The sequence below is a fragment of the Pseudomonas sp. NPDC089554 genome (assembly GCF_050280645.1).
In the GTDB taxonomy this organism is placed as follows: domain Bacteria; phylum Pseudomonadota; class Gammaproteobacteria; order Pseudomonadales; family Pseudomonadaceae; genus Aquipseudomonas.
On the sequence record NZ_JBNNVR010000009.1, the window covers coordinates 64052 to 78122 of the forward strand.

General features: G+C 64.0%; 11 protein-coding genes and 1 pseudogene. 3 read left to right on the forward strand and 9 right to left on the reverse strand.

Annotation, left to right across the window (positions count from 1 at the left end; genetic code table 11):
* Window positions 1-9: 9 nt before the first annotated feature.
* The 6 genes from aroB to pilM all read right to left on the reverse strand — a co-directional run bounded on the left by aroB (window position 10) and on the right by pilM (window position 5385).
* A complete protein-coding gene (gene aroB, locus ACQKPE_RS04890) occupies window positions 10-1107 on the reverse strand; it encodes a 3-dehydroquinate synthase (protein WP_427663706.1) in 1098 nt (365 codons plus the stop codon).
* 96 nt (window positions 1108-1203) lie between these two features.
* Window positions 1204-1722, reverse strand: coding sequence for a shikimate kinase AroK (gene aroK / locus ACQKPE_RS04895; RefSeq protein WP_427663708.1), 519 nt, complete (start codon window positions 1720-1722; stop codon window positions 1204-1206).
* A 4-nt stretch (window positions 1723-1726) separates the two neighbouring features.
* Window positions 1727-2965, reverse strand: a complete 1239-nt coding sequence (locus ACQKPE_RS04900; protein ID WP_427663710.1) for a type IV pilus secretin PilQ — start codon at window positions 2963-2965, stop codon at window positions 1727-1729.
* Window positions 2922-3890: a pilus assembly protein PilP gene (locus ACQKPE_RS04905; RefSeq protein ID WP_427663712.1), complete on the reverse strand. Its 969-nt coding sequence runs from the start codon at window positions 3888-3890 to the stop codon at window positions 2922-2924. Before ACQKPE_RS04905 ends, ACQKPE_RS04900 begins: the two co-directional genes overlap by 44 nt.
* A 35-nt stretch (window positions 3891-3925) precedes the next feature.
* A complete protein-coding gene (locus tag ACQKPE_RS04910; protein WP_427663714.1) occupies window positions 3926-4465 on the reverse strand; it encodes a PilN domain-containing protein in 540 nt (179 codons plus the stop codon).
* Window positions 4462-5385 carry a type IV pilus biogenesis protein PilM gene (gene pilM, locus ACQKPE_RS04915; protein ID WP_427663716.1) on the reverse strand — a complete coding sequence of 308 codons (924 nt, stop codon included), beginning with the start codon at window positions 5383-5385 and terminating at the stop codon, window positions 4462-4464. Before pilM ends, ACQKPE_RS04910 begins: the two co-directional genes overlap by 4 nt.
* Before the next feature lie 169 nt (window positions 5386-5554).
* Here pilM and ACQKPE_RS04920 point away from each other — a divergent pair, with 169 nt between their 5' ends.
* Window positions 5555-8005 (forward strand): penicillin-binding protein 1A, encoded by a 2451-nt coding sequence (locus tag ACQKPE_RS04920; protein ID WP_427663749.1) that lies wholly within the window; start codon window positions 5555-5557, stop codon window positions 8003-8005.
* A 95-nt stretch (window positions 8006-8100) separates the two neighbouring features.
* On the opposite strand, the gene ACQKPE_RS04925 is transcribed toward ACQKPE_RS04920, so the two are convergent.
* From ACQKPE_RS04925 to rpmE, 3 genes are all read right to left on the reverse strand, one after another.
* Complete coding sequence (locus ACQKPE_RS04925) at window positions 8101-9369, reverse strand: malic enzyme-like NAD(P)-binding protein (protein ID WP_427663718.1); 1269 nt, start codon at window positions 9367-9369, stop codon at window positions 8101-8103.
* A gap of 179 nt (window positions 9370-9548) precedes the next feature.
* Entirely contained in the window at window positions 9549-10370 is an 822-nt protein-coding gene (locus ACQKPE_RS04930) for a thermonuclease family protein (RefSeq protein WP_427663719.1), read from the reverse strand.
* 2 nt (window positions 10371-10372) lie between these two features.
* The gene (gene rpmE, locus ACQKPE_RS04935; protein ID WP_427663721.1) at window positions 10373-10588 is read right to left on the reverse strand and encodes a 50S ribosomal protein L31; all 216 of its coding nucleotides are present in this window, start codon (window positions 10586-10588) and stop codon (window positions 10373-10375) included.
* Between the two features lie 177 nt (window positions 10589-10765).
* On the opposite strand from rpmE, the gene ACQKPE_RS04940 reads away from it, so the two are divergent.
* Together ACQKPE_RS04940 and argS are read left to right on the forward strand one after the other, a co-directional pair.
* Entirely contained in the window at window positions 10766-12985 is a 2220-nt protein-coding gene (locus ACQKPE_RS04940) for a primosomal protein N' (RefSeq protein WP_427663723.1), read from the forward strand.
* A gap of 129 nt (window positions 12986-13114) precedes the next feature.
* Window positions 13115-14005 (forward strand): annotated as a pseudogene (gene argS, locus ACQKPE_RS04945) (arginine--tRNA ligase); the annotation flags it as partial.
* Window positions 14006-14071: the final 66 nt, after the last annotated feature.

Here is a 14071-nt window from a genome sequence, read left to right on the forward strand (position 1 = left end):
GTCACAACCTCAAAGCTGCGCCACGATAGCGCGGTAATCCGCTGCCAAGGTGGCCTGAAGAATCTCTTTCGGATAGTCGTCGGTTACCACGGCCTCGCCCATCTGGCGCAACAGCACCAGACGCAGGCGTCCGTCGAGCACCTTCTTGTCGACCGCCATATGCTCCATGAAATGCGCCGGGGTCATTTCCTGTGGTGGCACCACCGGCAAGCCTGCATCCTGCAACAGGCGAATTCCGCGATCACGCGCTGGCTGGTCGATCCAGCCCAGGCGCATGGACATTTCCAGGGCCATCACGGTCCCGGCCGAGACGGCCTCACCATGCAACCACACACCGTAGCCCATATGGGTTTCGATGGCATGGCCGAAGGTGTGGCCAAGGTTCAGGGTAGCGCGCACGCCCGACTCGCGCTCATCAGCACCGACCACTGCGGCCTTGGCCGCGCAGGAGCGGCGAATCGCCTCGGTCAGGGCAACAGGCTCGAGCTGGCGCAAGGCGGCCATGTTGTCTTCCAGCCAGCCAAGGAACGGCTCATCGCAGATCAGGCCGTACTTGATGACCTCGGCAAGGCCTGCCGACAACTCCCGCGGCGGCAGGGTAGCGAGGCTGGCAGTGTCGATCAGCACGGCATTGGGCTGATAGAAGGCGCCGACCATGTTCTTGCCCAGCGGGTGGTTGATGCCGGTCTTGCCGCCTACCGAGGAATCTACCTGGGACAGCAGCGTGGTCGGCACCTGGATGAAATCGACGCCACGTTGGTAGCAGGCGGCCGCGAAACCGGCCATGTCGCCGATCACCCCGCCGCCCAGGGCCACCACCGTGGTTCGACGGTCGTGGCGGGCACCGAGCAGGGCATCGAAGATCAGTTGGAGGGTTTCCCAGTTCTTGTAGGCCTCGCCATCGGGCAGCACCACTGGCAACACTTTATAGGCTCCGAGGGTGCGGGACAGACGCTCGAGGTACAGGGGGGCAACGGTTTCGTTGGAGACGATGGCGACCTGCCGCCCGGCAATGTGCGGCGCCAACAGTTCGGGCTGGTCCAGCAGGCCCTCGCCAATGTAGATCGGGTAGCTACGTTCGCCCAGGTCGACCTTTAGTGTCTGCATGTATCCCCACAATATCCTTTAGCGCAGCCTAACTGAGCGGCCCGCGCGGTCACGTACAAGCTCGGCTCGGCGTTGGTCGCCGAGAATAGTCCCGGGTTAGCGAGGCGGCAACTGCTCGAGGCGCTCGAGGATGTCGAGCACCACCATGCGCGGTGGCCGTTCGTCGGTTTCCACCACCAGGTCGGCGATCTCGCGGTAAAGCGGGTCGCGTGCTTCCAACAGGGCACGCAGGGTCGCTTCCGGATTGGCCGTACGCAACAGCGGACGGTTGCGGTCGCGAGCGGTACGACCGACCTGCTGCTCCACCGAGGCGTGCAAGTAGATCACCCGCCCGCCTTTGCGCAACGCGGCACGGTTGGCGTCACGCATCACCGCCCCGCCCCCGGTCGCCAGCACCACGCCATCGAGCGCACTGAGCTCAGCGATCATGGCCTGCTCGCGATCACGAAAGCCGGGCTCGCCTTCCTTGTCGAAGATCCACGGGATATTGGCACCGGTTCGCAGCTCGATTTCCTTGTCGGAATCCTTGAACGGCAGGCGCAGCTCTTTGGCCAGAAGGCGACCGATAGTGCTCTTTCCAGCACCCATGGGCCCCACAAGTATCAAATTTCGCACAGAATCAACGACTCACAGCAATCGCCTGGTCACTCATGATACGCGGAGTCAGGAAGACCAGCAGCTCGGATTTTTTCTCTTGTAGTACATCGCGTCGAAACAGCCGTCCAACATACGGCAGATCGGCAAGAAATGGCACCTTGTCGACGATATTGTTTTGCGACGTCGAGTACACGCCGCCAATCACAATCGTCTCGCCATCGGCCACCCGGACCTTGGCGTTGACCTCGTTCTTGCGAATCGGCGGCACATTGTCGAGGGCATTGACGTAGTCTGGCTCGTCCTTGGTCACCCGCACCGCCATGATCACCTTGCCATCCGGGGTGATCTGCGGCGTCACCTCCAACGACAGCGACGCCTCGCGAAACGCCACGGAGGTGGCGCCGCTGCGGGTGGTTTGCTGGTAGGGCACCTCAGTGCCTTTCAGGATACGGGCGGTTTCCTTGTCGGCGGTCACCACCTTGGGCTGTGAAATGATTTCGCCATTTCCGCTCTTTTCCATGGCGGTGAGTTCAAGATCCAGCAGGACACCTCCCCGCAGCACGCCCAACCCGACACCTGACGTGGCCTGCGCGACACCCAGGTCGACGAACGCTTCGCCACCCAACCTCGCCGCCGACCCTGATTGGACGCCCCAACGCACCCCAAGCGCCTTCTCGAAGTCGACATTGGCCTCGACGATCCGCGCCTCGATCATGACCTGTCGCACCGGTACATCCAGCTGTGCGACGAGCTTGCGCAACTCGATGAGACGCTCGGCGGGCTGCGTGATAACCAGGGTGTTGGTGCGCGCATCCACGCTCAGACTGCCGCGCCCGGTGAGGATGCCGTCGCCGGCAAGGCTCGCCAGCAACAGCTCGGCCAGCTCGGTGGCGTCGGCGTGATGAATCGCCAGCAACTCTCGCTGCAGAGGCTGCAACTGGGCATCCCAGGCCTGCCCCAGCCGGGCCTCGCGAGACTGTTCGACCAGTTCCGCAGCAGGCGCAACCAACAGCACGTTGCCTTCTTCGCGACTTGCCAAGCCCTTGCTACGCAATACCAGGTCGAGGGCCTGGTCCCAGGGCACGTCGTTCAAGCGCAAGGTGACATTACCCTGCACGCTGTCACTGGCGACCAGGTTGATACCGGCGTAGTCAGCCAGCATCTGCAACACAGAACGTACCTCCACATCCTGGAAATTCAGCGACAGCGGCTCCCCTCTATAAACCTTTGCCGACACGCCCATCGACAAACCCAGGCTCATCACCCACGCCAACAGCAGCCTTATGCTCATCCATGACCTCCTGGTCTTTATATCCGCGCAGTGCCAGATACCTCGAACGCTCCTGCCAACGACCTGCGACGAACAAACGCTCCTGAACTTCCAGCCGCCCCTCATCGACCCGCACCACGAGACCCTCGTCACGCCCCAGGCGATCGCCCACGGCAACTCGATGGAGACGCCCTGCAAACACCAGCAAGGCATGGGTTCGCCCAGCACGGGAGAGGCTACCGACCATGTGCAACTGCTCCAGAGGGATGCCCGCCAAGCCATCGGCCGCCTGGCGAGTCGACCAGGATGCAAAAGGGTCCACACGGGGTGCCAGCAAGGCCGGTTGCGCAGGCTCATCCGCCAGCGAAACCGGCTGCGGCGGCATTTCGGGAGCATGAAACGCCTGCACCTCGAGTTGTAACTGCAACTGCCCCTTCTGACCGTCCAGTTCGCTCATCGACAGGCTTGAAAACTGAAGCGTACGCATCTGCCGCCCCCACTCTTCCAGCCATACCCGCAAAGCCTGGTAACGCCCCGACACCGTCATCTGCAAGGGAAAGCGCAAGTAATCACTTTCCATGACCGGTGCCTCAGCCTCGAAGCGCTCGAACGTCAGGCCGTAGGTTCGCCCGGAAGCCGCCAGGTGCTCGAGCAGGTCTTCCATGTCGGCCCCCGCCGACAGGCGCCAACGGGCGTCCTGTAGCCGCGCCTGGGCCAGCGCCAGCGCCTCGTTCAGAGGCTCGCGCCGGGCAACTTCAAGCGCTTTGGCCTCATGGACCCGCTCAAGCGCGAGCACATCAGCCATGCCTTGCTGGTAGAGCCCACGCACATCGTGCAAGCGAAAGAGGTAGCCGAACATCAGCGCAGCGAGCAGCACACCCAGGATGACCAAACACCTGAACCGGCGCGAACGCACGACACATTCATGCGCACGCGCCATCCACACGGCATTCACGAACCCAGTGCCATGGTGCGTGCGATCAACAGGAAGCCATCTCCACCCGGTAGGCCCTGTACGCGTTTGAGTTCCAGGTCATATAGCCGGGGCGAGCGCTGCAGCTCACGCATGAACTGCGCCAGCACGGCCGAGGAGACCACCAAGCCATTGACCGACAACTGTTCGCCTTGCAACTGCACAGCGGTCAGCCGCATGCCAGGCAACATTGCCTGTTCGATGTCCAACAACAATTGCGCCACGCTCTGCTGCCCTGCACGCAACCCGACAAGCTTGGCGTGCTGTGCATCAACCATGGCCAGGTCGGCACTGGCCTCGTCCAGAGACTGCAATGCCGCCTTCAGTCCCCGCACCTGGGTTTCCCGGGCAGCGCTGGCCGCGGCCTGCTGTTGTAGACGCAAGTGGGCGAGGCGATCGATCACCATCACGACGACGAGGGCAGCCAGCAGGCTGGCCATGAGGGATAGACGAAACCTTTTCAAGGTCGCCAGCCGCTGCTGCTCCCGCCAGGGCAACAGGTTCAGTCGCACGCTCATCGCACGCCTCCCAACGCCAAGCCGCATGCGAGAGTCATGGACGCGCAGGCCTCACGCAACGCCCCGGAGGACTCGAACACACCCAAATCCAGGCCACCCAGGGGCTGCAGCAGTTCGCAGGCGACGCCCAGGTGCTCGGCCATCGCCTCTACCTGCGCCCGGCTGGCCGCGCCACCCCCGACCAGAAGCGCAGTGTCTGCTGACAAAGTACTGCCAGCGGCCAGCAAGCGCTGGATGTCATCCAGGCGCTGCGCGGCATCCTGCGCGACGCTCCAACGCCTGGCCTGGCGCATGGGCAGGAGCCCATCGGACCACGCATGCAAGACCACGCCATCTGCCTCGAGCAACAGAAGCCGCCGACACTGCGAGCCAGGCGATGCCAGTGCCGCTGCACGCGCCAGGGCAATGCTATCGACCTCGACTGCACACACTTCCAGGCCTGCCGCCTCGAGCCGGAGCAGCAGAGGCTCCAACGAACTGTGGCGACAGGCGGCAACCAGCACTTCCAACCTGTCGGGCGCATTGTGGGCCGGCCCCAAAACCTGGAAGTCCAGGGCCAGGTCATCCAATGGAAAAGGGAAAAGCCCCTGCGCCTCGGCCAACAGGTAGGCTTCCTGCTCGAACTCACAAAGCCCGAACGGCAAGGTATGCCGCTTGCAGATCACCTGCGTGCCCGGCAGGGCTATCGCCACGCGTTGCTGGCGACTGCCGCAACGGGCATGCGCCTCACGCAAGGCAGCCAACACCGGCCCGGGCTGTTCGAGCCAGTCGCCCTGCAATGGCACGGGCAGCATATGCCGAGCCCATCCAACCACCCGCTGGCGGCCTCGGACGCGCTGCAATTGGAGCATTCGTATGGAATCAGGGGCGATTTCCAGCCCCAGGAGTGAACCGGCATCCTTGCCGAAGCGTCCTAGCATCGTTGTTCCCTTTTGATCGTGATGGCTGGGCGGCACCTGTACACCGCCGCCGCGCCTCGCCCGGGCGGTCACCCGGTGAAGCGAAAAATGCTTATAATGCCCAGCGTTTTTCCCTGTCCGCCGGCCCCGCGTGCACCCCACTCCTCAACCTGGACACCCAAAAGCCTTGATACGCCTGCTGAAGTTCTTCTGGTGGTCTTTCGTCGCAGTCATCTGCGCGCTCGTACTCGGTGTGAGCGGTGCGTTTCTGTATCTTAGTCCCAGCCTGCCCTCGGTCGAGTCGCTCAGAAGCATCCAGTTGCAGATACCCCTGAGGGTGTACAGCAGCGACGGCAAGCTGATTGCCGAGTTCGGCGAAATGCGCCGCTCGCCGATTCGCTTCGCGGAAATTCCCCCACAGTTCATCCAGGCGCTTCTGTCAGCCGAGGACGACAACTTCCTCAATCACTACGGGGTCGACCCCGGCAGCCTGATGCGCGCCGCGACCCAGCTGGTGAAGTCTGGTCATATCCAGACCGGTGGCAGCACCATCACCATGCAGGTGGCCAAGAACTTCTTCCTCAGCAGCGAACGCAGCTTCTCGCGCAAGACCAATGAAATTCTCCTGGCCTTGCAGATCGAACGCGAACTGACCAAGGACGAGATCCTCGAGCTGTACGTCAACAAGATCTACCTGGGCAACCGCGCCTACGGTATCGAGGCAGCGGCGCAGGTGTACTACGGCAAGTCGATCCGCGATATCACCCTGGCGCAGATGGCGATGATCGCCGGCCTGCCCAAGGCGCCCTCACGCTTCAACCCATTGGCCAACCCGGTGCGCGCCAAGGAGCGCCGCGACTGGATCCTTGGGCGCATGCACAGGCTGGGCAAGATCGATGACGCCAGCTACCAGGCCGCACTGGCCGAGCCGCTAAACGCCAGCTACCACGTGCCGACGCCGGAAGTGAGCGCCCCGTACGTTGCCGAAATGGCCCGCGCGGAGATGGTCGGTCGCTATGGAAGCGAGGCGTATACCGAAGGTTTCCGGGTGACCACCACGGTACCCAGCAACATGCAGGAAATGGCCAACAGCGCGGTACTCAATGGTCTCTCGGAATACGACGAGCGCCATGGCTACCGCGGCCCCGAGGCACGCCACCCTGGCAAGACCCTCGCCACCTGGCAGCAGGAACTGAGCAAGCAGCGCACCCTCGGCGGCCTGGAGCCTGCCATCGTCACCCAGGTCGACAAGAGCGGCCTGAAGGTATTGACGCGCGCAGGCCAGGAGCAGGACGTGGCTTGGGACACGATGAAATGGGCGCGCCCTTTCATCAACAGCAATTCCCAGGGGCGCTCGCCACAGTCGCCCGCCGAGGTAGCCCAGGTGGGCGACCTGATCCGCGTTCAGCGCCTTGAAGATGGCAAGCTCAAGTTCAGCCAGGTACCCGTCGCGCAAAGTGCACTGGTGACCCTCGACCCGCATGATGGTGCGATCCGTGCCCTGGTCGGTGGTTTCTCGTTCGAGCAGAGCAACTACAACCGCGCCATGCAGGCCAAGCGCCAGCCAGGCTCGAGCTTCAAGCCCTTCATCTATAGTGCCGCGCTGGACAACGGCTACACCGCTGCCAGTCTGGTCAACGATGCGCCGATCGTGTTCGTCGACGAATACCTGGACAAGGTCTGGCGTCCAAAGAACGACACCAACACCTTCCTCGGCCCGATTCGTATGCGTGAGGCGCTGTACAAGTCACGCAACCTGGTGTCGATCCGCCTGCTGCAAGCCATGGGCGTGGACAGCACCATCGACTACATCGCCAAGTTCGGCTTCAACAAGCAGGACCTGCCGCGCAACCTCTCCCTGGCGCTGGGCACCGCGACCCTGACGCCGATGGAAATCGCCACGGGCTGGAGCAGCTTCGCCAACGGCGGCTACAAGATCAGCCCCTACCTGATCGAACGCATCGAGAGCCGCAACGGCGAGACCCTGTTCACTGCCAACCCGGCGCGTGCCGTACAAGGCAACCAGGACCACGCAGGCGTTGCAGCGCCCGAACAGCCAATCACTACCGCAGCGCAGCCAGACGCGGCACCTTCGGTCTACGGCCAGACCGCACCGGCGCCGCAAACCCCAGCGGTGGCCGAGCGCATCATCGATGAGCGCACCAGCTACATCCTCACCAGCATGCTCCAGGACGTGATCAAGCGCGGCACCGGCCGTCGCGCCCTGGCCCTTGGCCGTGCCGACCTGGCCGGCAAGACCGGCACCACCAACGAGTCCAAGGACGCCTGGTTCTCCGGCTACAACGCCGACTACATCACCACCGTGTGGGTCGGTTTCGACCAGCCGGAAACCCTGGGTCGACGCGAGTACGGCGGCACGGTGGCCTTGCCGATCTGGATGCACTTCATGGGTGCGGCGCTCAAGGACAAGCCGGAACACCCACCGGCCGAGCCGGAAGGCATTCTCAGCCTGCGGGTCGACCCGGTGAGCGGCCGCGCTGCTACGCCGAGCACGCCGAACGCCTACTTCGAGCTGTTCAAGGCCGAGGACTCGCCGCCTTCGGTGGATGAACTGGGCAACGGCGCAGCGCCCGGCAGCCCGCTGCCAGCGGATGAAGCAGCGCCGATGGACCTGTTCTAGACCAACATCGCGGTGCCCCGCTCGCGGGGCAAAACCCGCTGGCACAAAAAAGCCCCGGTTCTTGCGAACCGGGGCTTTTTCATGACGCTACGGCATTAGCCGTTGAACACGTCATCCACGCTCTTGAGCGGGTAGTGCTTCGGATACGGCAGGGTAGCCACGCCGGATTCGATGGCAGCCTTGGCCACCGCATCGGAAACAACGGTGATCAGACGCTGGTCCAGCGGCTTCGGAATGATGTACTCACGACCGAACTCCAGCGCCTGCACGCCGTAGGCGTCGCACACTTCCTTCGGCACTGGCAGCTTGGCCAGGTCTTTCAGGGCGATGGCGGCGGCGATCTTCATCTCTTCGTTGATGCGCTTGGCCCGTACGTCCAGGGCGCCACGGAAGATGAAGGGGAAGCCCAGCACGTTGTTGACCTGGTTCGGGTAGTCGGAACGACCGGTGGCCATGATCACGTCGCTACGCGTGGCGTGGGCCAGCTCTGGCGAGATTTCCGGGTCCGGGTTCGAGCAAGCGAACACGATCGGGTTGGCGGCCATCGACTTCAGGCCTTCGGCGCTCAGCAGGTTCGGGCCGGACAGGCCAACGAACACGTCAGCACCTTCCAGGGCATCGGCCAGGGTGCGCTTGTCGGTGGCGTGGGCGAACTGGGCCTTGTACTGGTTCAGGTCGTCACGGCCAGCGTGAATCACACCGCTGCGGTCGATCATGTAGATGTTCTCGACCTTGGCACCCATGCTCACCAGCAGTTTCATGCAGGAAATGGCAGCAGCGCCGGCACCCAGGCAGACGATCTTCGCGTCTTCGAGCTTCTTGCCGGCAATTTCCAGGGCGTTGATCATGCCGGCTGCGGTAACGATCGCGGTGCCGTGCTGGTCATCGTGGAATACCGGGATGTCGCACTGCTCGATCAGCGCGCGTTCGATCTCGAAGCACTCAGGTGCCTTGATGTCTTCGAGGTTGATGCCGCCGAAGGTGATGGAGATGCGACGGACGGTGTCGATGAAGGCCTGCGGGCTTTCCGACTCGACTTCGATGTCGAACACGTCGACACCCGCGAAACGCTTGAACAGAACGCCCTTGCCTTCCATGACCGGCTTGGAGGCCAGCGGGCCGAGGTCGCCCAGACCGAGGATGGCGGTGCCATCGGAGATTACCGCGACCAGGTTACCCTTGCCGGTGTACTTGTAGGCCAACTCCGGGTCACGGCCAATTTCGCGCACAGGCTCGGCGACGCCTGGGCTGTAGGCCAGGGCGAGGTCGCGGGCGGTGGCGGTTGGCTTGGTGAGCTCGACGCTCAGTTTCCCCGGGCGGGGTTGAGCGTGGTATTCGAGAGCGGCGGTTTTCAGGTCTGACATGATGGGCATTCCGCTTGTTTACTGTTCTGACGGACCGCCGAGGATACGCAAAGAGCCGGAGAGCGACAAGACTGACCGGTCACATGTGTCAAGGCCTCTGGCCTACGACTTTACGCTACAACCCACGGGGCGCACGGGCTTTAGTGTGTACAATTAGAACTTTAAATGTCTACAGTTTTTTAGCCAGCAACGCGTTCAAGCATGCTCGGGTCGGTGAGCGGCAACAGCCAACGACGCTGACCCGGCTTGAGGCCACCTTTGCGCGAACGGTCCAGCACCCAACCTCGTGCCTCGACCTGCTGCCCTTTGAGATTATCGAAGAAGCCCGCGGGGAAGTGGCGGCGCAGACGAGCGGGGACCTGTAGTACGACACCTGCGTCCATTTCCAGCCAGAAACCTGCCTGGTTACGCTCGATCGATGTAACTTTGCCACCGATGATGGCAAAACCCGACTGCTTGAGCTGCCCTGGACGCACCACTGGCGAGTGCCGCCACAACCCCACACGGGAGCGCCGCGCAACGCGCTCGGCTTGCTGCTGGCACCCAGCCAATTGCACATTAGGTGCAAAGGCAACCCGGTAGCCGAGGCCCTCGCTCAGCAACTGTGCTTCAAGATTGTTGCCATTGCGCCCGTAGATATGCGCCAAGGTTCGGCCGTACTTGTCTCTCCCTTCCCTTCCCAGCACTAACCCGACACGCCCATCGCTAGCCTTGACCAGTGCTTGCAGCCGACGCTTGGCTGCCTCGGCGTAGGGCTCGCTGGCACGCCCCTTGCGCCCGATTTCCGGGGCATTGATACCGATCATCCGCACGCTGCGCCCATCGCTCAGACGCACGGTATCGCCGTCGACCACTTGACGCACCGCGACCAGCTGCGGCTTATCAGGTTGCGGGCAGAAGGCCAGGGCCGGGAAATGCCAAATCGCGCCCACAAAAAAGGCGCCCACAAGGGGCGCCTTCTTTTGCCACGATGCGAAACCCGAAGGGCTCGCTGTGCGCATGATTACTTCTTGGCACCGAACATGCCGAAGCGATCGGCGAACTTCTGTACGCGACCACCGGTGTCCAGGACTTTCTGCTTACCAGTGTAGAACGGGTGGCACTGGGAGCACACGTCGATCGCCAGCGGCTTGGCCAGGGTCGAACGGGTTTCGAATTTGCTGCCGCAGCTGCAGGTGACTGCAACTACTTCGTAGTTCGGATGAATATCTGCTTTCATGGTCACTTCCTCGGCTGCGTGCCGCCATCCAACACCATTGTTGAATACCGCACGTAATTAGGCGGCGAATAATACCAGAGCGCAGCGCCAGCGCAAGTTGTCGCTTGCACCGACTGTCGTCTGCTAGGCTCGCCGGATCGAGCGACAACCCCGAAATGCCCTCCAGAGAACTTCCGCGTGTCCGACGTCATCTTGCGCCTTGCCCTGCCCTCGCCCCTGCGTCGCCTGTTCGACTACCGGGCGCCGGCCGCCATGGCGCGCCAGCCGTTGACGCCGGGCATGCGCATTCGCGTGCCGTTCGGCCGACGCGAGATGATTGGCGTACTGGTGGAGGTGTGCGAGCACAGCGAGGTGCCCGCCGACAAGCTCAAGCCTGCCAGCAAGCTGCTCGACCCGGTTTCTCCCCTGCCTCCCGCGCTGTTCAAGTTGTGCCTGTGGACCGCCCACTACTACCAGCACAGCCTGGGGGACACCTTGAGCTGGGCGCTGCCGGTGCTGCTGCGCCAGGGCGAGCCCGCTGAAGTACGCCAGGAGCGGTTCTGGCATGCCAGCCCAAGCGCGCGCCTGGACGACCCACGCATCGCCCGCGCCCCACGTCAGCGCGAGGCCTTGCAGACGCTGGCACAGCATCCCCATGGCGTGGCGCACAGCGTGCTCGGCAAGCTCGGCCTGAACAAGGACAGCCTCGACCTGTTGCTGGCCAAGGACCTGGTACAAGTGGAAGTGCGCCGCCATCTGCCCCCCGCGCGCCACGAGCATTGGCTAGCGCAGCCGGAACTGCCGCTCAACGAGGAGCAGCGCGCGGCGTTCGAAGCCGTGCGCTCGGGGTTCGGCAGTTTTCATGCCTTCCTGCTGGCCGGGGTGACCGGCAGCGGCAAGACCGAGGTTTACCTGCAGCTGATCCGCGAGACGCTGGAGGCCGGCAAGCAGGCATTGATCCTCATCCCCGAGATCAACCTCGGGCCGCAAACCCTGGCGCGCTTCGAGCAGCGCTTCAATGCGCGCATCGCCCTGCTGCACTCGGCAGTCAACGACCGCGAGCGCCTCGACGCCTGGCTGGCAGCGCGCGACGGAGAGGCCGATATCATCATCGGCACCCGCTCGGCGCTGTTCACCCCGATGAAGAACCCCGGGCTGATCATCATCGACGAAGAGCACGACGGCTCCTATAAACAGCAGGAAGGGCTGCGCTACCACGCCCGCGACCTGGCGGTGGTGCGCGCGCACCAGGAGAACATCCCGATCCTGCTGGGCTCGGCCACTCCCTCGCTGGAAAGCCTGCACAACGCCCACACTGGCCGATACGGCCTGCTGCGCATGAACCAGCGGGCGGGCGGCGCGCGCCAACCACGCTTCCTGCGCCTGGATGTGCGCAGCCGCCCGCTGGACAGCGGCATCAGCGGCCCGCTGCAACAGGCCATCGGCCAGACCCTGGACGCCGGCCAACAGGTGCTGGTGTTCCTCAACCGCCGCGGTTTCGCGCCCACCCTGCTTTGCCACGACTGTGGCTGGCTGTCCGAATGCCCGCGCTGCGATGCGCGCATGACCGTACACCAGCGCTCCGGCGTGCTGCGTTGCCACCACTGCGGCTATGACGAACGCCTGCCGCTGCAATGCCCACAGTGCGCGCACGTCGACCTGCGCCCGGTGGGGGCTGGCACCGAGCGCGCCGAAGAGCGCCTGAAGACCTTGTTCCCGCAATACCCGGTACTGCGGGTGGACCGCGACAGCACGTCGCGCAAGGACGCCATGCAACAACTGTTCTCTACCATCCAGCGCGGCCAGCCGAGCATCCTGGTGGGCACGCAAATGCTGGCCAAGGGTCATCACTTCCCCAAGGTGACGCTGGTGGCCATCCTCGATGCCGACGGCGGCCTGTTCTCCGGCGACTTCCGCGCCAGCGAGCGCATGGCCCAACTGATCGTGCAGGTGGCCGGGCGCGCCGGGCGTGCCGATGAACCCGGCAAGGTGATCGTGCAGACCCACCTGGCCGAGCACCCGCTGCTGGTGCAGTTGACCGAGCGAGGCTACTTCGCCTTCGCCGAGCAGGCGCTGAGCGAACGCCGGGCCGCGGGCCTGCCCCCCTTCTCGCACCTGGCATTGCTGCGCGCCGAGGCGCACAAGCCGGGCCAGGCCGAAGGTTTTCTCGACGAGGCCTGCGCCGCCGCAGAGCGCTTGCTGGCCGAACAGGGCGCACAGGGCATCGAACTATTGGGGCCGGTTCCGGCTCCCATGGAACGCCGGGCCGGGCGCTTCCGCGCGCAGTTGTTGATCCAGGCCAATGCCCGGGCGGCGCTGCATCGCCTGATAAGCAGCTGGCTGCTAGTGTTGGAACAGATGCCATCGGGGCGCCAGGTGCGCTGGTCGCTGGATGTAGACCCGGTCGACCTTTATTGAATGCCCCCAAAGGTTGGCAACCACGCCCCAGCCACGGATAATGCCCCGTTTTTCCACCTGCGCATCGAAGCGCCCCACCGCGCTTGCGGTCGAAAAGAGATCCCGATGAAAGACACCATTCGCCAGCTGATCCAGCAAGCCCTCACCCAACTCGTCGCCGACGGTGCGTTGCCTGAAGGCCTGACCCCGGCGATCCAGGTGGAAAACGCCCGCGACAAGACCCACGGCGACTTCGCCAGCAACATCGCCATGATGCTGGCCAAGCCAGCCGGCATGAAGCCTCGCGACTTGGCCGACAAGATCATCGCCGCCCTGCCGGCCAGCGCCGATATCAGCAAGGTCGAGATCGCCGGCCCAGGCTTCCTGAACTTCTTCCAGAACACCGACGCCCTGGCCCAGCGCCTGGACGCCGCCCTGGCCGACGCCCGCCTGGGTGTGCGCAAGGCCGGCGGCGCCGAGAAGGTGGTGGTCGACATGTCGGCACCGAACCTGGCCAAGGAGATGCACGTCGGCCACCTGCGCTCGACCATCATTGGCGACAGCGTCGCGCGGGTGCTGGAGTTCCTCGGTGACGACGTGATCCGGCAGAACCACGTGGGCGACTGGGGCACCCAGTTCGGCATGCTGCTGGCCTACCTCGAGGAAAACCCGATCACCAGCGACGAGCTGTCTGACCTCGAGAACTTCTACCGCGCCGCGAAGAAACGCTTCGACGAGTCCGAAGACTTCGCCACCCGTGCCCGCGGCCTTGTCGTCAAGCTGCAAGCCGGCGACCCGGACTGCATGGCCCTGTGGACGCGCTTCAAGGACATCTCGCTGTCGCACTGCCAGAAGACCTACGAGCTGCTCAACGTCAAGCTGACCATGGCCGACGTGATGGGCGAGAGCGCCTACAACGCCGACCTGGCCAATGTGGTCGCCGACCTCAAGGCCACCGGCCTGCTGGTCGAGAGCCAGGGCGCCCAGTGCGTATTCCTCGACGAATTCAAGAACACCGAGGGCGAGCCCCTGCCGGTGATCGTGCAAAAGGCCCGACCGCCCGCGCCGCCAGCGCCCTGCACGTCGACCCGTCGGACATCTTCGTGC